The sequence below is a fragment of the Mycobacterium shunyiense genome, assembly GCF_058270035.1.
Genome location: NZ_JBZDPT010000003.1, coordinates 226,497 through 244,929, shown reverse-complemented (window position 1 = coordinate 244,929; position 18,433 = coordinate 226,497). Strand labels below are relative to the sequence as shown.

Here is an 18,433-nt window from a genome sequence, read left to right as displayed (position 1 = left end):
CGCCGAGAACGCTTGAGCTTCAATCGAAAACACCGCTGAACAGCAGAAAAGCGCCCACTAGAACACTAGGAGCGCCACATGTGTTCGATATTACGCCGATGCACTGACACGCGTCGGCGAAACTATCGCTGACTACCCGGAATGCTCGTGCTCACCGGGTAGGTCGATCACCCCGGCCCGGACCAGGAACAACAGGCTGACCGCCAGCACCCAGGTCGGGAACGCCAGCGTCAACCACATGCTCAGATCGCCGGCAACCAGAAGCGTCACCGCGAGGAGGTATGTCACGAACGCCAACGGACGCGGCATCAGGCCGGTCTTCAACCAGATCGTGGCCAGCGAGATCATGAACACCGCTGCCATGCGGATGCCGTAGGTCTTGCTCAGCACCAGCAGCAACATCTGCCCGAACGTGGCGACCTCGGAATGCGCCGCGGCGTCGACCATCCCGGCCTTGCTGGCGATCAACGCGGCACCGACACCAGAGGACACGAACATCATGGCCAGGAACAAGATGCCGCTGCCGAGAAACACGGACGAGAAGAACCGGTCCTCAAACCGGCCGAACCCGTCGCGCACCACGCCGATGAACCACAGGAACGCTATGCCCGCGAACGGCATCAGGACGGCCGCGACGCGCAGCCGGGTACTCGCTCCGTCGATCCACTGGGAGCCCGGCTCGGCACCCTCGGGCAGCGCGGTGCGGATCAGTACCAGCGATGCCCCGAACAGCAGGGCGAATAACACTCCCGCGATCGCCGCGGCGCGCGGCGTCGACAAACGGTGCAAAGGTCGTTGATCCACGGCGTCATAGTGACACCCCGACTCCCGAACTGCGATGACATTCGCCCCCTTACGATGACCCGGTGTCATTGAGTGGAAAAACCGCACTGGTCACCGGCGCGACGAGCGGGATCGGCCATTCCACCGCAATACATCTCGCGCAACGGGGCGCGCACGTTCTGGCAAGCGGCCGAGACGCCGACCGTGGGGCCCGGGTGGTGGCCGAGATCCGTGACGCCGGCGGCAACGCCGATTTCTTGCCGGCCAATCTGACCGACGCCACCAGCGCCCGAGACTTGGTGGACAGTGCACTCACCGTCGCAGGCCAGATCGACATCCTGGTCAACAACGCCGCCATCGCGGTCTTCGGGCCCACCGCGGCCATCGCCGAAGACGACTTCGACGACTGCTTCGACCTCAATGTGAAGATCCCGTTCTTCCTCGTCGGAGCGACCGCGCCGGCCATGGCCAAGCGCGGAAACGGCGCGATCGTGAACGTCAGCACCATGGTCTCCATGTTCGGCACGCCAGGTTCGGCGGTGTACGCGTCGTCGAAGGCCGCGCTGAATCTGCTCACCAAATCATGGGCCGCCGAATACGGGCCCAAGGGTGTCCGGATCAACGCCGTCGCTCCGGGACCGACGCTTACCGAAGGCACCACGGCTCAGTACGGCACCGACCGGCTGACCGCCCTCGCAGCACAGGCCCCGGCGCGACGGGTCGCTGACCCCACCGAAATCGCAAGGACCATCGGCTTTTTGGTGAGCGAGGACGCCAGTTTCATTCACGGCGCGGTGCTGCCCGCCGACGGCGGCCGCACTGCGATCTAGCTCTAGGGCTGGCCCGGCAGCAATCTGAGCATGAGGCCGTTGGCCTCGGCGAGCAGGTTCTCGTCGGGGTCACGCAGTTCGGCGTTCACAAATGCCTTGCGCCCCTCCGACTCCCGCACCCAACCGCGGGCCGTCAGCACCGTGTCGATCGGGGTCACCTTGCGGTAGTCCACATGCAGGAACGCGGTACGGCTGATCGGCCGGCCCGCGGCGTGGATCACCATGCCGAATACCGAATCGAACAGCAGCGGAAGCACACCGCCGTGCACCGCATAGTTGCCGCCGACGTGGAATCGGCTGAACTCGACCTTCAATTCGACGCCCTCGGGCTCGAACTTCGACACGGTGAACGGCGGCATCAGCAGACTGCCCACACCGGGCAGGGACGGCACCCGGTTGGCCGGCCCGACGCCCTCGGCGGCCTCGTACGGGCTGAGCAGCTTGACGAGCTCTTCAACCCGATCCGCGGCGTCGTCCCAGGTGTCGCTGTCCGGATCGGCCGACACGGCGAGATCCTGCACTCGGCGCATCGCGGTCAGGAAACGCGCGAAACCCGGTCCGGGATCGGCTGATTCGAATACCGGAAATCCGCCGTGCTGCTCAAAGACCGATGGCCGCTCGTCCGTCACTTGGCGGCCAGGATGTCACGGCGCACGATCGTCTGCTCGCGGCCCGGACCCACACCGATGCACGAAACATGCGCGCCGGCAAGCTCTTCCAACCGCAGCACATAGTCCTGAGCCTTGGCAGGCAGGTCGGAGAACTCGCGGGCGGTGGAGATGTCCTCCCACCAGCCGGGCAGCTCTTCGTAGATCGGCTCGGCGCGGTGGATGTCGGACTGCGTCATGGGCATCTCGTTGGTGCGCTTGCCGTCAACCTTGTAGCCGACGCACACCGGAACCGTCTCCAGGCTGGACAACACGTCGAGCTTGGTCAGGAAGTAGTCGGTGATGCCGTTGACCCGGGTCGCGTACCGCGCGATCACCGCGTCGAACCAGCCACAGCGCCGGGCCCGGCCGGTCGTCACACCGACCTCACCGCCGGTCTTGGCCAGGTACGCGCCATGCTCGTCGAACAATTCGGTGGGGAACGGACCCGACCCGACGCGGGTGGTGTACGCCTTGAGGATTCCCAGCACGGTCGTGATCTGCGTCGGCCCGATCCCGGAACCGACCGCGGCACCGCCGGCGGTCGGGTTCGACGAGGTGACGAACGGGTAGGTGCCGTGGTCGACGTCGAGCAGGGTGCCCTGCGAGCCCTCCAACAGCACGGTCTCGCCCTTTTCCAGCGCCTGGTTCAGCAGCAGCCGGGAATCGGCGATGCGGTGCTTGAAGCCGTCGGCCTGGGTGAGCAGGTTCTCGAGCACCTCGGCCGGCTCGAGCGCCTTGCGGTTGTAGATCTTGACCAGCACCTGGTTCTTGAATTCCAGTGCCGCCTCGATCTTTTCGGCCAGCAACTGCTCGTCCAGCACGTCGGCGACCCGGATACCGATGCGGGCGATCTTGTCCTGGTAGCAGGGGCCGATGCCGCGGCCGGTGGTGCCGATCTTCTTGCTGCCGGCGTAGCGCTCCACCACCTTGTCGATGGCGACGTGATACGGCATCAGCAGATGCGCGTCGGCCGAGATCAGCAGGCCCGAGGTGTCGACGCCTCGCTCTTCCAGCCCCTGGAGCTCGGTGAGCAGCACACCCGGGTCGACCACCACGCCGTTACCGATGACGTTGGTTACCCCTGGCGTCAGGATGCCCGAAGGGATCAGGTGCAGTGCGAAGTTCTCCCCCGTGGGGAGCACGACGGTATGCCCGGCGTTGTTGCCCCCCTGGTAGCGAACCACCCACTGCACGCGGCCACCGAGCAGATCGGTGGCTTTACCTTTGCCCTCGTCGCCCCATTGGGCGCCGATGAGGACGATTGCCGGCATGGCGTAATCTCCCGCTCAATCTTCCGCACTAGTGTGGTGCAGCCGGTAGGTCACCTTATCCCAGCACACGCTGCGAACCACATTTTCTCGACCGCGAGGAGCAGCTTTGTCCGCCTCACCCGGGGTCGCATTGGTCGGCACAGGCCGTGTTCCGCGCCCGCTCCGCGACCTGCCGAGGGTCGGTGTCGATGAGCTCGGGGCGCACCGCAGGGTGGTCGTGACCGGCGGCGAAGCTGAACTTTCCGCCGTACTCACCGCGTTGCTGCGGGCCGATCGGCTCGATGTCGAGGTCGCTGTGGCGTCCGGCAGCTGGTCGGCCCGGCGCGCACTCCGAGGATCTGCCCGGCGTGTCCCGCTGATCCGCGACGAGACGGGAACTGTGCTGGTCGGCGCGGCGCAGTGGCACGGGCCCGACGGAGCGGCGCTGCAGGGTGAGGCCATCGTCGACGACATCGTGCTGTTCGACGGCGAGGCTCCAAGTGTCCGGGTCGAGCCCACGACGAGCATGCCGGGGCTGCGCGCGAGCGTGCTGTCGGACCGTGGCCGTCCGCGCCGGTGGGTCGTCGGCCGCGCCGCGCAGTTGGGCACCCCGGGTGCTCAGGTGATCCGGGACGGGGTGGCCGCGCCGCGGACGGTACGACGCTCGACGTTCTATCGGCACACCGAAGGCTGGCTGCGGGTCGGCTGAGCAGGGCCGGATTGCCCGCCGAATTGCCGTAGCGTCGAATCGTGAACATCCGCCCGCTGCATCAGTCGGTACGGCCCAGCCCGGTCTTCTTGGCCGTCGTCGCGATCACCGTCGCGGGCGGGGTGGTGGCCTGGTTGGCCGCCGACACCGTGAAGCCGCTGTCGTACGTGGGCGTGTTCATCCTGGTGATCGCGGGCTGGCTGGTGTCGTTGTGCCTGCACGAGTTCGGCCATGCGTTCACGGCCTGGCGTTTCGGTGATCACGACGTGGCGGTGCGCGGTTATCTGACGCTCAACCCCCTCAAGTACTCCCATCCCCTGCTGTCCCTGGGTTTTCCGGTGCTGGTCATCGCGCTAGGCGGGATCGGGCTGCCCGGCGGCGCGGTCTACGTACGGACCTCGTGGATGACGGCACGGCAGAAGACCCTGGTCAGCCTGGCCGGCCCGGCCGCCAACCTGGTGCTTGCCGTCCTGCTGCTGACCGTCACCGCGGTCTTCTTCGACCCGGCCCACCTGGTGTTCTGGTCTGGGCTGGCTTTCCTGGGATTTCTGCAGGTCACTGCCCTCGTGCTGAATGTGTTGCCGGTTCCCGGACTGGACGGCTACGGCGCACTGGAACCGCATCTGAGCGCGGACACGCAACGCGCGCTCGCGCCGGCCAAACAGTGGGGCCTGTTCATCCTGCTGATCCTGCTGTTCACGCCCGCGCTCAACCGATGGTTCTTCTCGGTGGTCTTCTGGTTCGTCGACCTCTCCGGCGTGCCGGGCCAGCTTGTGTCCATCGGCAGCCAGTTGACCCGCTTCTGGTCCGCCTGGCTGTGAGAGGTCGGCGCCCTCACCCACCTCGCCCGCTTCTTGCCACGCTGGCGTGACGCTCGACGGCGAGCGCCACTCTGGCGTGACACAGTGCCCGCCCGGCTCTGACGCTTGCCACATATGCGTACTTCCGCATATATTTCGGGCATGGGTGCCGGCCACGATCACAGTCACAGCAGCGATACCCGCGTCAGCGGAATGCTCATCGCGGCGGCGATCCTCAGTGCGTTCTTCGTCCTTGAACTGGTCACCGCGCTGCTGATCAACTCGATCGCACTGCTCGCCGACGCCGGCCACATGCTCACCGACCTGGTCGCCATGTTCATGGGATTGACCGCGGTGTTGCTGGCCAAGCGCGGCAGTACCTCCCCGGCACGCACCTACGGCTGGCACCGGGCCGAGGTCTTCACCGCCGTCGCCAACGCCGCACTGCTCCTCGGCGTGGCGGGCTTCATCCTGTACGAGGCCTTCGAACGCCTCGGCAATGCGCCCGACGTCCCCGGCGTGCCCATGATCGTCGTGGCGCTGGCCGGCCTGGCCGCCAACGCCGTCGTGGTACTGATGCTGCGGTCGCACTCCAAGGACAGCCTCGCCGTCAAGGGCGCCTACATGGAGGTCGTGGCCGACACCGTCGGCAGCATCGGCGTGCTGGTCGCCGGCGTCGTCACCGTCACCACCGGCTGGCCCTACGCCGACGTCGTGGTCGCCGTCCTGGTCGCGCTCTGGGTCCTGCCCCGAGCCATCGCGTTGGCCCGGGCAGCGCTGCGGATCCTGAGCGAGTCCTCCCCACAGCACATCGACGTCGAAGAGCTGCGTACCGCGCTGGGCGCGGTGGACGGCGTGACGGGCGTACACGATCTGCACGTGTGGACGCTGGTACCCGGCAAGGACATGGTCACCGCGCACCTGACCAGCAACGCCGACACCGCCCGGGTGCTCGACGACGCCCGCGCGGTGCTGAATGCCCGGGGGCTGGCCCACGCCACCGTGCAGGTGGAGCCGCCCGAATCAGCGGACGACTGCTCCTGCGAGGCGAAGGACTGAGGCTCAGGCCAGGCCGAGTTCGGCCCGCGCCGACGGATCGCAGTCGTCGAGCAGATCGAGGCACCGCTGAAACTCGTCGGTCTCGCCGATGTCGTCGGCGGCTCGGGCCAGCGAGGCCACACACCGCAGGAACCCCTGGTTCGGCTCATGGGCGAACGGCACCGGGCCGAAACCCTTCCAGCCGTTGCGGCGCAGCTGATCCAGCCCACGGTGATAACCGGTGCGGGCGTACGCATACGCCGTGACGGCCTTGTCGTCGGCGAGGGCCTGCTCAGCCAGCACCGCCCACGCGATCGACGCCGACGGGTGGGCGGCGGCCACCACGGCAGCCTTTTCACCCGCAGCCAATTCGTCCTCGGCCTCGGGGTCCCCGGGAAGGAGGACCGGATCCGGCCCCAACAAATCACCCATCCGTGTCATGGGCCTATTGTGCACCGACCGATAAGCTCCACCGGTAGCGACGTACGGGAGGACCGCAGCAGGGATGTCGAACCCAACGGGACCTGGCGAAGACCGCACCGACCAGAGCGACACACCGACCGAGAAGGTCGAGTTACCTTCCACGGCCGAGTTGTCCGCCCTGTCCGAGCCGGCCACCGAGATCTTCAGCTCGGCCGACGAAGTCACCGGGGAGGTACACCTCGGTGAGGAACGGCGCTTCACCGCGCCGTCCGGCTTCGACAGTTCCACCCAGAAAATCGACACCCCGCCCGATCCGGAGACCGAGGTGTTCGCTCCGGCCGATGGTGACACCGTCGCCGCCGAGGTGCCGAAAGGTGCCGCCCCGAAAGTCATCCCGCCGCGCGAAGAACAGGAGCAGGCCCCGCAGACCACGACCCGCCGCAGCTGGGGATGGGTGGTGGCGGTCGTCCTGGTGATCGCGGCCCTGGTGGCGATCGCGGTGCTCGGCACGGTCCTGCTGACCCGCAAATCGTCGTCGGCGGCCTCCCAGGAGGACGACGTCCGCACCACCATCCAGGACTTCGACTCGGCCATCCAGCGGGGCGATCTTGCGGCCCTGCGATCGATGACCTGCGGCACCACCAGCGACAACTACGTCAAATATGACCAGAAGGCCTGGGACGAGACCCACGCCCGGGTGGCGGCCGCCAAGCAGTACCCCGTCGTGGCCAGCATCGACCAGGTTGTCGTCAACGGCGACCACGCCGAGGCCAACGTCACGAGCTTCATGGCGTTTGCCCCGCAAACCCGGTCCACCCGCAGCTTCGACCTCCAGTTCCGCGACAATCAGTGGAAGATCTGCCAGGCACCTACCGGCTAATCTGGTCCGGTGACCCTGCGCGGACCCAAGCTCTGGTTGACCCTGTGCGCGTTCGGCGCGGTCATCGTGGTCGGCCTGGCCACTCTTCTGGTCCGCCAGCCCGGCGCGATCGACCTGCTACCTGGCAAACCCGTTGCCTTTCCCCAGATCGACCGCACCGCACTCGATCCGGGCCAGGCACGCATCGTCGACGTGCTGCAGGCGCAGTACGACGCCCAACCTGGCGGCAGCCACTTCTCCGAAGGCGTCGAGGAGCCGTGGTGCGCGGACTTCGTCAGCTGGGTGCTCAACGAGGCGGGCCGGCCGCTGTCCAATCCCAACTCCGGGAGTTGGCGGATCCCGGGCGTGTACACACTGCAGGAGTACTTCCAGGCCGCCGGCCGGTTCGCCGAACCGCCCGGATACCGGCCCCAGATCGGCGATGTGGTCATGTACGCCGATGGCAGCCCGCTCGGGTTGCACACCAATTTCGTTGTGGTCGTGGATGACAACGCGATCACCACGGTCGGCGGCAACGAGGAGGGCGGTATCCGCGTGCACACCCTCGATGACGCCGAGATCGCGGGGATCTTCGGGTACGGCCGACCGGCCGCCTGAGGCGCCTAGCCCGCGGTGACGCTGCGTCCGGCGCTGTGCAGGTCGTTGCAGGCCTCGATGACTCGCTCGCTCATCGACGCCTCGGCCTTCTTCAGGTAGCTGCGCGGGTCATAGACCTTCTTGTTGCCCACCTCGCCGTCGATCTTGAGCACCCCGTCGTAGTTGGTGAACATGTGCGCGGCCAGGGGCCGGGTGAAGGCGTACTGGGTGTCGGTGTCGACGTTCATCTTCACCACGCCGTACTTGAGGGAATCTTCGATCTCGGACTTCAGCGAACCCGACCCGCCGTGGAAGACGAAGTCGAAAGGCTTTGCATCACTTGCCAATCCGAGTTTAGCGGCGGCCACCCGCTGCCCCTCGGCCAGCACCTCGGGCTTGAGCACCACATTGCCGGGCTTGTAGACGCCGTGCACGTTTCCGAACGTGGCCGCCAACAGGTAGGCACCCTGCTCGCCGGCGCCCAGCGCGGCGATGGTCTTCTCGAAGTCCTCCGAGGACGTGTAGAGCTTCTCGTTGATCTCGGCCTCGACGCCGTCTTCTTCGCCGCCGACCACGCCGATCTCGACCTCGAGGACGATCTTGGCCGCCGCGGCGAGCTTCAACAACTCCTGCGCGATGGTCAGGTTCTCGTCGATGGGGACGGCCGAGCCGTCCCACATGTGCGACTGGAACAACGGATTGCGGCCCGCGGCGACCCGCTCGGCGGAGATGGCCAGCAGCGGCCGCACATAGGTGTCCAGCTTGTCCTTCGGACAGTGGTCGGTGTGCAGGGCGACGGTGATCGGGTACTTCTCGGCGATCACATGGGCGAACTCGGCCAGGGCGACGGCCCCGGTCACCATGTCCTTGACCCCGAGCCCCGAAGCGAACTCCGCCCCTCCGGTCGAGAACTGGATGATGCCGTCACTGCCCGCATCGGCGAAACCCTTGATGGCGGCGTTGATCGTCTCCGACGAAGTGCAGTTGATGGCCGGGAAGGCGAAGGAATGCTCCTTGGCCCGGCCCAACATCTCGGCATAGACCTCGGGCGTAGCGATCGGCATGACTTGTCCTTCCATCTGGACGCGGGTTATCGCAGGTGAAGACCGGTGGTGGGGCACAGGTACCCTAGGGAGTCGTGATCGACATCGCCCTCCCTGAGGCTACGACCAATCTGGCGCTCATGCCGGATTTCATGGATCCGCTGCACCTCATCGGATCCTTCGGCACCTGGGCCCTGGTGGGCATCCTCGTCGTCGTCTTCGTCGAGTCCGGGGTGCTGTTCCCGGTCCTTCCCGGCGACTCGTTGTTGTTCGTCGCGGGCATGCTCGCCGCGGGCACCGCCGCCCAGGGAACGGCAGTGGACGCCAACTTCGCGCTCTGGCAGCTACTGGTGTTCATCCCGCTGGCGGCCATCCTCGGCGGCCAGGCCGGCTACCTCATCGGCCGGTTCATCGGCGTCGAGATGTTCAAGCCCGACGCCCGGGTCCTCAAGCAGAAGTACCTCGACGAGGCCCACGCGTTCTTCGAGCAGCGCGGCCCGTTCGCGATCGTCATCGCCCGGTTCGTACCGATTGTGCGCACCCTGGCACCGATCGTCGCCGGGGCCGCCAAGATGCGTTATTCGGTGTTCACCACGTTCAACGTGCTGGGCGCGATCGTGTGGGGTGTCGGCCTCGTCCTGCTCGGCTACTGGCTGGGCCAGTTCGAGATCATCCAGAAGCTGCTCGAGCCGATCTTCATCCTGATCGTCGTGGCCTCGGTGGCGCCGATGTTCTACGAGTGGTTCAAGCGCCGCCGGGCCGCCAAGAAGGGCACCGAGCAAGTTCAGCCGAACCCCTAACCGAAACCCAACGCGGCGGCCAGTTCACGCAGGGCCGGACGCGGATCGGCCGTCGGGTTCTCCCCCAGCGCCTGAACGACGACGTGGTCGGCGCCGGCATCCAGGTGGGCGGTGATCACCGCTGCCGCCTGATCGGCCGAACCCATGCCGACAAGTCCGCGCGCCAGCCGGTCCGAACCGCCCCGCACCAGGTCGGATTCATCGAAACCCTGCCGCAGCCAAGAGTTTCGGTAGTTGGGCAGCCCGCTGTACACTTCAAGGTGCTTGTGCGCCCGAGCCAGCTGGTCGGCGTCGTCACCACCGATCGCGACCGCCTGCTCGGACACCACCCAGCGGTCCGGGCCGAGGAGTTCGCGCGTCGTCGCGGTGTGCTCGGGCGTGACCAGGTAGGGGTGTGCACCGTCGGCGTGGGTGCCGGACAACTCGATCATCTTCGGGCCGAGCGCGGCCAGCAGCCGGGGCGGGCGCCCGACGCCCGGTTCGATCTGCTCGGGCACCGCGGCCATCCGCTCCAGGTAGGTGCGCATCGTGGCCAGGGGCTTGGCGTAGGTGCCACCCAGTCCGTGCTCGACGAGAGGTCCGTGGCTGACGCCCAGGCCGAGCACGAACCGGCCCGGGTAGAGCGCCGTGAGGGTCCGTGCCCCCGACTCAGCCGCCGACGGCACCCGGACGTGGATGTTGGCGATGCCGGTGCCCACCACGAGGCGTTCGGTGGCGGCCAGGAACGCCGCTGACTGGGTGAGAGCCTCCTTGCCGACCACTTCCGGAAGGAACAACGAGCCGAAGCCGAGAGCTTCGATGTCCCGGGCAACCTGCTGCGCGTCCGGCATAGACCAGGTGTCGCTGGCCCACCACACACCGATCCGGCTCGGGAAATCGATCTTGGCTCGTGTCACTGACCACTCCTCAATTCACTCGGTTCGTTGTGTTCGTGATGAATACGGCCACCAGTGTCCGCCAATGGTGTGCCGGTGCCGCCCCAGCGTTGGGCGATGATCTCGGCCGCGATCGACACCGCGGTCTCTTCGGGCGTCCTGGCTCCCAGGTCCAGTCCGATCGGACTCGACAGCCTCGCGAGCTCTTCGTCGGTCAGGCCGACTTCGCGCAGCCGGGCCAACCGGTCGTCATGAGTGCGCCGCGAGCCCATCGCACCGACGTAACCGATCTCAGGCAGTCGCAGCGCCACTTCGAGCAGCGGCACGTCGAACTTCGGATCGTGGGTGAGCAGGCAGATGACCGTGCGGCCGTCGATCGCGCCGGCGGCGGCCTGCGCGGCCAGGTACCGGTTGGGCCAGTCGACGACGACCTCGTCTGCGGTCGGGAAGCGGGCCGCGGTGGCGAAGACGGGGCGCGCGTCGCACACCGTGACGTGGTAGCCGAGCAGTGAGCCCTGACGGGCGACGGCCGCCGCGAAGTCGATGGCACCGAACACCAGCATCCGCGGCGGTGGCGCGAAGCTCGCGACGAACACCTCCATGCCCTCGCCGCGGCGCTCACCGTCGGGGCCGAATGTCAGGACCGCGCTGCGGCCGGTGTCGAGCAGACCGCGCGCATCATCGGTGACCGCGCTGTCCGCGCGGGTCGAGCCGAGTGTGCCGGTGACCTCGCCGGTGCGGATGATCAGTCGGCGGCCCAGCCATGCGGGATCGGGATGCGCGATGACCGTCGCGGTCGCGGCGGGCCGATGGGCCTCGATGTCGTCGACCAGAGCCTGCAGCTCTGGGAACGTCCGCTTCGACACCGGCTCGACGAACACATCGAGGATGCCGCCGCAGGTCAGGCCCACGGCGAAGGCGTCGTCGTCACTGACTCCGTAACGCTGCAGCACCGGCACGCCCTCGGCGACGACCTCACCGGCGAGTTCGTACACCGCGCCTTCGACGCAGCCACCGGATACCGAACCGGTCACCGTGCCGTCGGGGGCCACCACCATCGACGCCCCGGCGGGCCGCGGTGCGGAACGGAATGTGCGCACCACCGTCGCGAGGCCCACGGTGCCACCGGCACGCCAGACCGACAGTGCATCGGCGAGCACGTCTCTCACGATGACCAAAGTAGCCCGGGCTGGGCACATGCTCAGTTTCGGGTCGCACGTCCCGAAGGCAAGTCAGCTACCGACCGCGTGCAGATGGCGTTCGTGCACGTCGAGCCCGTAGATCGCGGCACGGGTCGCCGCACCGTGGTCGCCTCGTTGGATCGCCTGAAACAGATCGGTGTGGAAATCCCGGTATGCATCCTCGGGAACGCCCATGCACAACGCGCCGTGAGCCGGGTCGCGCATGGCATTTTCGAAAGAGCTGTAGAAATCGAGCAGCAGCGTGTTGTGTGAGGCGCGGGCCACACCGATGTGGAAGGCGACGTCGTGTTCGATGAACGCGTCCAGGTCAGCCCTCGCCTTCGCGGACCGACGTCCATGGAGGGCGACACGCAGCGCATCGATATCGGCCGCCGAGCGGTTCGTCGCAGCTTCGCGCGCGGCGAGCACTTCGAGCGTATGGCGCACCAACTGCACCTCGTCGCGATCCGCGGTGTCGACCACGCGCTGCAGCGCCACTGTCGTCTCGTCCTCGGCGACCACGTAGGTGCCGTCACCCTGCCGCGATTCGAGCAAGCCGAGCTGGACGAGCGACCGCACCGCCTCGCGGACCGATGGGCGGCTCACCCCCAGTGCCTCAACAAGTTTCGCCTCGGTGGGGATCTTGCTCCCGACCGGCCAACCACCCTTGCGAATCTCGTCGCGCAATCTGTCGACGACCACGTCGACTATGGAGGTCCGTGCGACCCGTTCCATTCACGACCTACTTCACACATTCGTCAGACAGCTACACGGCCATTATGGTCTGACCATTTTTCTATTTGGTAGGCAGGTCTTGCCGGCGGGGATCACCCGGCGAGGGTATGCGCCGCCTCCATGAGCATCCACCCCGAAACCTGAACTGACAGATCACGTTCCGGGATCGCCGACGCGTTCACCGCGCCGTCGACGAACTGCGCTTCCTGACCTTCGGCCCCGGGCACCTCGGCGGTGCGATCCCAGAACGGTCCGAACAGCGGGAGCCCGTCGACGTTCTGCCGGTTGTCCCATGCCGCCTGTGCGGACTTGAGCACGAGCGACCGGGCCGTATCGCGCGCGGCCTGATCTTGTGCGTCGTCCCCCGGCAACATGGTGGCCACCAGCGCCAGGTACCGCGCCAGGATGCTGTTGAACAAGCCACCGTCGCCCCCGCCGGCGCCCTTGATGACACCGTCGGTGGCCATTTCCTTGTCCACCGCGGTCACCAGACGCCGGACCCTTTCGGCGTGCCGGGTGTCGCCGGTCCGCACCGCCAGTTCGACCTCCAACCCGAGCACCACGCCCTGGCAGTAGGTGTACTGCGCACGCACCATCGAGCCGGCCTTGATGCCGTCGAACACCAGGTGGGTCTCCGGATCGATCAGGGTGTCGTCGATCCAGTCCGCCATCTGCTGGGCCCGGCGCAGTCGATCGTCATAACGGGCCAGGAAGATCCCCGCCGGACCATTGGCCGGGGCATTGAAGAACTGGTCCTGCTTGCGCCATGGGATGCCGCCGCCGTCCTCGGGCACCCAGGCATCCACGAACTGCGCGCACAACTTCCTGAGCGCATGGGCTTTTTCCACCCCGACCAGGCGACCGGCCCGCTCGAGGGCCAATGCCAGCCAGGCCATGTCGTCGTAATAGCTGTTGGTCCAAGACAGGTTGTTGCGCATCCAGTGCCCACGGATCTGCCGCTCGATACGGGTTTTCCGCTCGGGCTGCGGATCACGCACCTGCGCATCGACCAGGGTGTCCAGCAGATGCGCCTGCCACCAGTAGTGCCACGTTCCGAACTTTCGGTACTTCTTGGTCGCCGGCCAGGCCACCACTCCGAGTTGGGTACCCGGCAGACCCCAGAGCTTGGTCAGGTGTCGTTGGGTGATCGCAGCTTCGGCGCTGGCCGCACGGTTAGCCCATAGCTGATCCATGTTGACGATCCTGCCTTACCAGGCGTTCGAATTGTCGGCATGTCGAGCAGTTTCCGGGCCTGCGTCAGGTCAGGATAGGTGGTCCGCCGGGCGCACCACCCGGCCATCGTGCAGGACAAGCAGCCGCTCGGGATGGCCGGCCACCGCCTCGGCCAGGTTTGCCGCGGCGATCACCACCAGGTCAGCTCGGTTGCCGGGGTGTACGCCGTAATCGGCGAGCCCGATCGCGGTGGCTGCCGAGTCGGTGACCAGTCCAACCTGCCTCGTTCGAACCATAGTGTCCAAGACGCATTTCTCATCACAGCAATAGATGCCACCTATACATTGGGCCGATGGAGTTGCGTCACCTCCGGTACCTGCTCGCCGTCGCCGACCACGGCAACTTCACCCGAGCCGCCGAGGCCCTGCATGTGTCGCAACCCACCTTGTCGCAGCAGATCAAGCAGCTCGAACGGGAAGTGGGAGTCCCGCTGCTCGACCGCTCGGGGCGCACCGTCCGGCTCACCGATGCCGGCGAGGCATACGCCCAGCACGGACGACTGGCCCTACAGGATCTGGACGCCGCCGAGCGGGCGGTCCATGACGTACACGACCTGAGCCGCGGCCACCTGCGGATCGCGATGACACCGACGATCACCGCGTATCTCATCGGTCCGCTGGTGCGCCAGTTCCACGCCGAGCACCCCGGTGTCACCCTCACGGTCATCGAGACCACTCAGGACCTGATCGAAGCCGACCTGCTCGCCGACCGAGTCGACCTGGGCATCGCCTTCGCCGGCCCCCACGCTGCGGGGGTAGCCGCATCGGCGCTCTTCACCGAGACCCTCAGCCTGGTCGTGGGTGCCGCTCATCCTCTCCACCCGCGCGCCACGACGTTCGCCATCGCGGACCTTCCCACCCAGCCGTTGGCGTTGCTCAGCCGAGACTTCGCGACGCGCAACTACATCGACGAGTTCTTCGCCGCCCAGAACGTCACGCCCCGCATCGCGATCGAGGCGAACTCCATCAGCGCGCTGATCGAGTTCGTGCGCCTCGGCACGCTCGCCACGGTATTGCCGGACGCGATCACGCAGGCGCATGCCGACCTTTATCCGATCCGGCCCGTTCCGCCTCTTCCATCACGCGAGGTCGTACTCCTACACCGGTCGGCGGGATATCAGTCCGCCGCCGCGCGGGCGTTCAGCGCGATCGCGGTGCACTACTCCCACCATCACCAGCCATAGACACGAACTATCGCTCCGATGGAAATTAAGTATTGGACGCTATAGAAGTTCGCGCGCAGGGTGGTTGATATACCGCCGGTTGTCCAAGTCCGGCTCCCATCGAATGGAGTGAACCCATGCACGCGCAGTTCGACCCGACCGCCCGCCAGGCCCTGGCCATCGCAGCGGTCGAGGCCAAGACCCGCAAGGATCTCACCTGGCAGCAGATCGCCGACGTTGCCGAGCTCTCAACGGCATTCGTGACCGCTGCCGTCCTCGGCCAGCACGCGCTGCCTGCCCAGTCGGCCGTCGCGGTTGCCGCATTACTGGGTCTCGACGACGACGCGGCAATGCTGCTGCAGACCATCCCGACCCGCGGTTCGATCCCCGGCGGTGTCCCCACCGACCCGACGATCTACCGCTTCTACGAGATGCTCCAGGTCTACGGCACGACGCTCAAGGCATTGGTTCACGAACAGTTCGGCGACGGCATCATCAGTGCCATCAACTTCAAGCTCGATGTGCGCAAGGTCGCCGATCCGGAGGGCGGGGAACGCGCCGTGATCACTTTGGACGGCAAATACCTTCCCACCAAACCTTTTTGATCGAGTCCGAAATCGAGGAGGTCTCATGGACTTCGCACAACACACCATCGACATCGCACGCCGGAACGTCACCGAGGGCGGCCGTCCGTTCGCCACCGTGATCGTCAAAGACGGTGCGATCCTGGCCGAGAGCCCGAACCTGGTTGCCCAGACCCATGATCCCACCGCGCACGCGGAGATCCTCGCGATCCGCAAGGCGTGCACCAAGCTCGGCACCGAGCACCTGACCGGTGCCACGATCTATGTCCTGGCCCAACCCTGCCCGATGTGTCTGGGCTCGCTCTACTACTGCTCGCCGGACGAAGTCGTGTTCCTGACCACCCGGGACGCCTACGAACCACATTACGTCGACGATCGAAAGTACTTCGAGCTCAATACGTTCTACGACGAGTTCGCCAAGCCGTGGAATGAACGGCGCCTGCCGATGCGCTACGAACCGCGCGACTCCGCGGTCGATGTCTACAAGCTCTGGCAGGAGCGAAACGGTGGCGAACGCCGGGTGGCCGGAGCGCCCACCCCTACCAGGCCTGCGAAAAATCCGCGTGGCGAGTGATCCACGCGTGCATGGCAATTCCCGCGGCGACACCGGCGTTGATGCTGCGGGTCGAGCCGAACTGAGCGATCGAGACCGTGACGGCAGCCCCGCCCTGCGCCTCCGGCGTGATGCCCGGACCCTCCTGACCGAAGATCAGCAGGCAGTCGCGGGGTAACTCGGTCTGCTCAAGACGTACGGCGCCGGGCACGTTGTCGACTGCGACGACGGTCAATCCGGCGTCGGCGGCGAACGCCAGCAGTTCGGCGGTGCTGTCGTGGTGGCACAACCGCTGATAGCGGTCGGTGACCATGGCGCCCCGTCGGTTCCAGCGGCGCTTCCCCACGATGTGCACGGTGTCGACCGCAAAGGCGTTGGCGGTGCGCACCACCGCACCGATGTTGGCGTCGTTGCCGAAGTTCTCGATCGCGATGTGCAGCCGGTGCCGCCGCCGGTCGATGTCGGCGATGATCGCCTCACGGGTCCAATACCGGTAGGCGTCAACGACATTGCGGGTATCGCCGTCGCGCAGTAGGTCGGGATCGTAGCGCGCGGCTTCATCCCCGGAGGGTGGAGCGCCTACCCAGGGGCCCACGCCCGGGCTCTCGCCCCACTCGGTCGGGCCGACGGCGTCAGCCACCGGTGGTCCACAGTGCCGCGTGCGTGCCGATGACCGAAACCGACGCGTACAGCAGCGCCGCGGTCATCTCTCCCTGGGTGCACAACGAGGCCCGGACGTTGACCGCCTCACGGCTGGCTTCCGGCAGCAGCAGCACCGACGAGCCGTACACCGAGCAGAGATGACTGAGCCCCGGCGGGGGCAGGGTAGGGCCGGCCACCACCATCAACGGTCCACCACGCCCCGCCGAATCCTCGGCGTAACGCTTTGCTGCACCGGCGATTTCGAGGCCGAGCAGCATGTAGCCCTTGCCGCTGAAAGCCGTGGGGTCACCGATCGCCGTCGGCGCCAGTTGCCCGCCGTCGGCACTGAACCCGTCCACGCTGGAGGTCCTGACGGTGATGCCCGTGTCGTTGACATCAGTGGGCAGCATGCCCACCGGGAAGGCCGCCGGGTAGGCCACGGTGGTCTTGGGGATTCGCTCGCGCGGCGAGTACACGTAGACCCCGCGTACCTGGCTCTGGTCGCGTTGCGGCCCCAGACAGACTGTGCCGCTGAGCTTGTCAGGGGCCGGCGCGGACAGCGGCCGGATCCCCAGGTTGGTCATCGCGTCGCAGCCGTGGAGTGCGTCGGCCTCGATCGGATGCGCCAGGGCACCGTACAGACCGAACCGGATGTCCTCGGGTTTGGCGTGGGCGTCACCGCCGGCCGAACCCTCGACGTCGACCAGTACGTGGTCAGAGTCGAATCGAAGATTCGACACCTTCAGGTTCCAGCCCAGGATGTCGAGCGACTTGCCGAGCGCAGCAGTCGAAGCCTCGTACGTGCGTCCCGGTTCATCGGATGTGCAGCCCGCGGTGACGACGAGAAGTACCGCCATCACCGCCGCGATCAGCGCCCGCACTGCCACGGCAGTTCTGTCCTAAGTTCTCCCACGACCTTTTCCCACTGCTTTTGTCATGGCGCGCACCAGGTTTCGCGGAGCCATCCGCCCCCCAGTGGTGAGCACCTTGTACTGCAGGCCGGGCACGATGACCACTTTGCCTGCGGCCACGTCGGCCAGGCATTCGCGCACCACGTCCTCGACCTGCAGCCACAGGAACGACGGTGTGCCCGCCATGTCGATGCCCGCACGGGCATGAAACTCGGTGTGGACGAACCCTGGGCACAGGGCATGCACCCCGACGCCGGTACCGCCGAGCCCGTTGGCCAGCCCCTCGGTGAACGAGACCACCCAGGCCTTCGACGCCGAGTAGGTCGATCCGCGCCCCGGCACCAGACCGGCGACGCTGGCCACATTGATGACGGTGCCGCGGCCGGCCTCGATCATCGACGGCAGCGCGGCGTGCGTCAGTTCCATCACCGCGGTGACGTTGACATCCAATTGGGCCTGCAGCTGGACGAGGTCGGCAGTCCAGAATTCACCCGATGTGCCGAAGCCGGCGTTGTTGACCAGGACCTGCACCCCGGCGCGCAGCCGGTCGGCGACCTTGGCCCGGTCGGCGGCGCACGCCAGGTCCGCCGGGAGTACTTCGACGTCTACACCGACCTCGGCGTGCAGCTCGGCGGCGAGGTGTTCCAGCCGTGCCGCGTCACGGGCCACGAGGACAAGGTCATAACCGTCGCGCGCGTAGCGGCGGGCGAATCCGGCGCCGAGCCCCGATGTCGGTCCGGTGATCAGCGCGAGAGGACGAGGCACGACCTAGAGG

The 18,433-nt window shown here is 66.8% G+C and carries 23 protein-coding genes; 10 read left to right on the top strand and 13 right to left on the bottom strand.

What is annotated here, in order from left to right; translation table 11 throughout:
• Nucleotides 1-132: 132 nt before the first annotated feature.
• Nucleotides 133-804 (bottom strand): hypothetical protein, encoded by a 672-nt coding sequence (locus AC4ELS_RS03935; RefSeq protein ID WP_254358856.1) that lies wholly within the window; start codon nucleotides 802-804, stop codon nucleotides 133-135.
• 62 nt (nucleotides 805-866) lie between these two features.
• On the opposite strand from AC4ELS_RS03935, the gene AC4ELS_RS03930 reads away from it, so the two are divergent.
• Entirely contained in the window at nucleotides 867-1,613 is a 747-nt protein-coding gene (locus AC4ELS_RS03930) for an SDR family NAD(P)-dependent oxidoreductase (protein ID WP_499045966.1), read from the top strand.
• Between the two features lie 2 nt (nucleotides 1,614-1,615).
• Here AC4ELS_RS03930 and AC4ELS_RS03925 read toward each other — a convergent pair whose 3' ends face one another.
• Nucleotides 1,616-2,242 carry a PaaI family thioesterase gene (locus tag AC4ELS_RS03925; RefSeq protein ID WP_448448457.1) on the bottom strand — a complete coding sequence of 209 codons (627 nt, stop codon included), beginning with the start codon at nucleotides 2,240-2,242 and terminating at the stop codon, nucleotides 1,616-1,618.
• Entirely contained in the window at nucleotides 2,239-3,534 is a 1,296-nt protein-coding gene (locus tag AC4ELS_RS03920) for an adenylosuccinate synthase (protein ID WP_064881688.1), read from the bottom strand. The genes AC4ELS_RS03925 and AC4ELS_RS03920 overlap by 4 nt, the downstream gene beginning before the upstream one ends.
• Nucleotides 3,535-3,640: 106 nt before the next feature.
• Here AC4ELS_RS03920 and AC4ELS_RS03915 point away from each other — a divergent pair, with 106 nt between their 5' ends.
• The 3 genes from AC4ELS_RS03915 (at nucleotide 3,641) to AC4ELS_RS03905 (ending at nucleotide 6,081) form a co-directional block, all read left to right on the top strand.
• Nucleotides 3,641-4,222 (top strand): hypothetical protein, encoded by a 582-nt coding sequence (locus tag AC4ELS_RS03915; protein ID WP_064961006.1) that lies wholly within the window; start codon nucleotides 3,641-3,643, stop codon nucleotides 4,220-4,222.
• A gap of 41 nt (nucleotides 4,223-4,263) precedes the next feature.
• Nucleotides 4,264-5,043, top strand: coding sequence for a site-2 protease family protein (locus AC4ELS_RS03910; protein WP_448448455.1), 780 nt, complete (start codon nucleotides 4,264-4,266; stop codon nucleotides 5,041-5,043).
• Between the two features lie 141 nt (nucleotides 5,044-5,184).
• A complete protein-coding gene (locus AC4ELS_RS03905; protein ID WP_499045981.1) occupies nucleotides 5,185-6,081 on the top strand; it encodes a cation diffusion facilitator family transporter in 897 nt (298 codons plus the stop codon).
• A 3-nt stretch (nucleotides 6,082-6,084) separates the two neighbouring features.
• Here the strand turns inward: AC4ELS_RS03905 and AC4ELS_RS03900 are convergent, their stop codons facing one another.
• Complete coding sequence (locus tag AC4ELS_RS03900) at nucleotides 6,085-6,501, bottom strand: DUF3151 domain-containing protein (protein ID WP_055110668.1); 417 nt, start codon at nucleotides 6,499-6,501, stop codon at nucleotides 6,085-6,087.
• Nucleotides 6,502-6,565: 64 nt separating this feature from the next.
• Here AC4ELS_RS03900 and AC4ELS_RS03895 point away from each other — a divergent pair, with 64 nt between their 5' ends.
• Nucleotides 6,566-7,363: an Rv0361 family membrane protein gene (locus AC4ELS_RS03895; protein ID WP_055110669.1), complete on the top strand. Its 798-nt coding sequence runs from the start codon at nucleotides 6,566-6,568 to the stop codon at nucleotides 7,361-7,363.
• A 9-nt stretch (nucleotides 7,364-7,372) separates the two neighbouring features.
• Nucleotides 7,373-7,960 (top strand): CHAP domain-containing protein, encoded by a 588-nt coding sequence (locus AC4ELS_RS03890; RefSeq protein ID WP_499045963.1) that lies wholly within the window; start codon nucleotides 7,373-7,375, stop codon nucleotides 7,958-7,960.
• 5 nt (nucleotides 7,961-7,965) lie between these two features.
• Here the strand turns inward: AC4ELS_RS03890 and fbaA are convergent, their stop codons facing one another.
• Nucleotides 7,966-9,003, bottom strand: coding sequence for a class II fructose-bisphosphate aldolase (gene fbaA, locus AC4ELS_RS03885; RefSeq protein ID WP_499045961.1), 1,038 nt, complete (start codon nucleotides 9,001-9,003; stop codon nucleotides 7,966-7,968).
• A 74-nt stretch (nucleotides 9,004-9,077) separates the two neighbouring features.
• Between fbaA and AC4ELS_RS03880 the strand changes: the two genes are divergently transcribed.
• Entirely contained in the window at nucleotides 9,078-9,782 is a 705-nt protein-coding gene (locus tag AC4ELS_RS03880) for a DedA family protein (protein ID WP_064881695.1), read from the top strand.
• Here the strand turns inward: AC4ELS_RS03880 and AC4ELS_RS03875 are convergent.
• The 5 genes from AC4ELS_RS03875 to AC4ELS_RS03855 form a co-directional block, all read right to left on the bottom strand.
• Complete coding sequence (locus AC4ELS_RS03875; protein WP_463790387.1) at nucleotides 9,779-10,678, bottom strand: LLM class F420-dependent oxidoreductase; 900 nt, start codon at nucleotides 10,676-10,678, stop codon at nucleotides 9,779-9,781. The two genes, AC4ELS_RS03880 and AC4ELS_RS03875, sit on opposite strands and share 4 nt — an antisense overlap.
• Nucleotides 10,675-11,826, bottom strand: a complete 1,152-nt coding sequence (locus AC4ELS_RS03870; protein WP_499045959.1) for an XdhC family protein — start codon at nucleotides 11,824-11,826, stop codon at nucleotides 10,675-10,677. The genes AC4ELS_RS03875 and AC4ELS_RS03870 overlap by 4 nt, the downstream gene beginning before the upstream one ends.
• 63 nt (nucleotides 11,827-11,889) lie before the next feature.
• Nucleotides 11,890-12,573 (bottom strand): FadR/GntR family transcriptional regulator, encoded by a 684-nt coding sequence (locus AC4ELS_RS03865; RefSeq protein WP_064881702.1) that lies wholly within the window; start codon nucleotides 12,571-12,573, stop codon nucleotides 11,890-11,892.
• 92 nt (nucleotides 12,574-12,665) lie between these two features.
• Complete coding sequence (locus tag AC4ELS_RS03860) at nucleotides 12,666-13,766, bottom strand: glycoside hydrolase family 76 protein (RefSeq protein WP_064881704.1); 1,101 nt, start codon at nucleotides 13,764-13,766, stop codon at nucleotides 12,666-12,668.
• A gap of 69 nt (nucleotides 13,767-13,835) precedes the next feature.
• Nucleotides 13,836-14,042: a hypothetical protein gene (locus AC4ELS_RS03855; RefSeq protein WP_499045957.1), complete on the bottom strand. Its 207-nt coding sequence runs from the start codon at nucleotides 14,040-14,042 to the stop codon at nucleotides 13,836-13,838.
• A 56-nt stretch (nucleotides 14,043-14,098) separates the two neighbouring features.
• On the opposite strand from AC4ELS_RS03855, the gene cynR reads away from it, so the two are divergent.
• From cynR to AC4ELS_RS03840, 3 genes are all read left to right on the top strand, one after another.
• Nucleotides 14,099-14,989: a transcriptional regulator CynR gene (gene cynR, locus AC4ELS_RS03850; protein WP_499045955.1), complete on the top strand. Its 891-nt coding sequence runs from the start codon at nucleotides 14,099-14,101 to the stop codon at nucleotides 14,987-14,989.
• Between the two features lie 116 nt (nucleotides 14,990-15,105).
• Nucleotides 15,106-15,573 (top strand): cyanase, encoded by a 468-nt coding sequence (gene cynS / locus AC4ELS_RS03845; protein WP_064881710.1) that lies wholly within the window; start codon nucleotides 15,106-15,108, stop codon nucleotides 15,571-15,573.
• Between the two features lie 25 nt (nucleotides 15,574-15,598).
• Complete coding sequence (locus tag AC4ELS_RS03840) at nucleotides 15,599-16,126, top strand: nucleoside deaminase (protein ID WP_064960996.1); 528 nt, start codon at nucleotides 15,599-15,601, stop codon at nucleotides 16,124-16,126.
• Here AC4ELS_RS03840 and AC4ELS_RS03835 read toward each other — a convergent pair.
• Genes AC4ELS_RS03835 through AC4ELS_RS03825 form a run of 3 tightly spaced genes read right to left on the bottom strand, consistent with a single transcriptional unit; the run spans nucleotide 16,092 to nucleotide 18,423 of the window.
• On the bottom strand, nucleotides 16,092-16,745 hold the full coding sequence (locus AC4ELS_RS03835) for a TrmH family RNA methyltransferase (RefSeq protein WP_064881713.1): 654 nt from the start codon (nucleotides 16,743-16,745) through the stop codon (nucleotides 16,092-16,094). The two genes, AC4ELS_RS03840 and AC4ELS_RS03835, sit on opposite strands and share 35 nt — an antisense overlap.
• A complete protein-coding gene (locus AC4ELS_RS03830) occupies nucleotides 16,738-17,628 on the bottom strand; it encodes a hypothetical protein (RefSeq protein ID WP_463790812.1) in 891 nt (296 codons plus the stop codon). The genes AC4ELS_RS03835 and AC4ELS_RS03830 overlap by 8 nt, the downstream gene beginning before the upstream one ends.
• Nucleotides 17,629-17,646: 18 nt before the next feature.
• Nucleotides 17,647-18,423, bottom strand: a complete 777-nt coding sequence (locus AC4ELS_RS03825; RefSeq protein WP_499045952.1) for an SDR family NAD(P)-dependent oxidoreductase — start codon at nucleotides 18,421-18,423, stop codon at nucleotides 17,647-17,649.
• Nucleotides 18,424-18,433 lie beyond the last annotated feature (10 nt).

Excerpts from the sequence above, each read along its gene's own strand:
- AC4ELS_RS03920 (WP_064881688.1), bottom strand. The coding sequence starts at position 3,534 with ATGCCGGCAATCGTCCTCATCGGCGCCCAATGGGGCGACGAGGGCAAA.
- AC4ELS_RS03905 (WP_499045981.1), top strand. The coding sequence starts at position 5,185 with ATGGGTGCCGGCCACGATCACAGTCACAGCAGCGATACCCGCGTCAGC.
- AC4ELS_RS03900 (WP_055110668.1), bottom strand. The coding sequence starts at position 6,501 with ATGACACGGATGGGTGATTTGTTGGGGCCGGATCCGGTCCTCCTTCCC.
- AC4ELS_RS03895 (WP_055110669.1), top strand. The coding sequence starts at position 6,566 with ATGTCGAACCCAACGGGACCTGGCGAAGACCGCACCGACCAGAGCGAC.
- fbaA (WP_499045961.1), bottom strand. The coding sequence starts at position 9,003 with ATGCCGATCGCTACGCCCGAGGTCTATGCCGAGATGTTGGGCCGGGCC.
- AC4ELS_RS03865 (WP_064881702.1), bottom strand. The coding sequence starts at position 12,573 with ATGGAACGGGTCGCACGGACCTCCATAGTCGACGTGGTCGTCGACAGA.
- AC4ELS_RS03860 (WP_064881704.1), bottom strand. The coding sequence starts at position 13,766 with ATGGATCAGCTATGGGCTAACCGTGCGGCCAGCGCCGAAGCTGCGATC.
- AC4ELS_RS03855 (WP_499045957.1), bottom strand. The coding sequence starts at position 14,042 with ATGGTTCGAACGAGGCAGGTTGGACTGGTCACCGACTCGGCAGCCACC.
- cynR (WP_499045955.1), top strand. The coding sequence starts at position 14,099 with ATGGAGTTGCGTCACCTCCGGTACCTGCTCGCCGTCGCCGACCACGGC.
- cynS (WP_064881710.1), top strand. The coding sequence starts at position 15,106 with ATGCACGCGCAGTTCGACCCGACCGCCCGCCAGGCCCTGGCCATCGCA.
- AC4ELS_RS03840 (WP_064960996.1), top strand. The coding sequence starts at position 15,599 with ATGGACTTCGCACAACACACCATCGACATCGCACGCCGGAACGTCACC.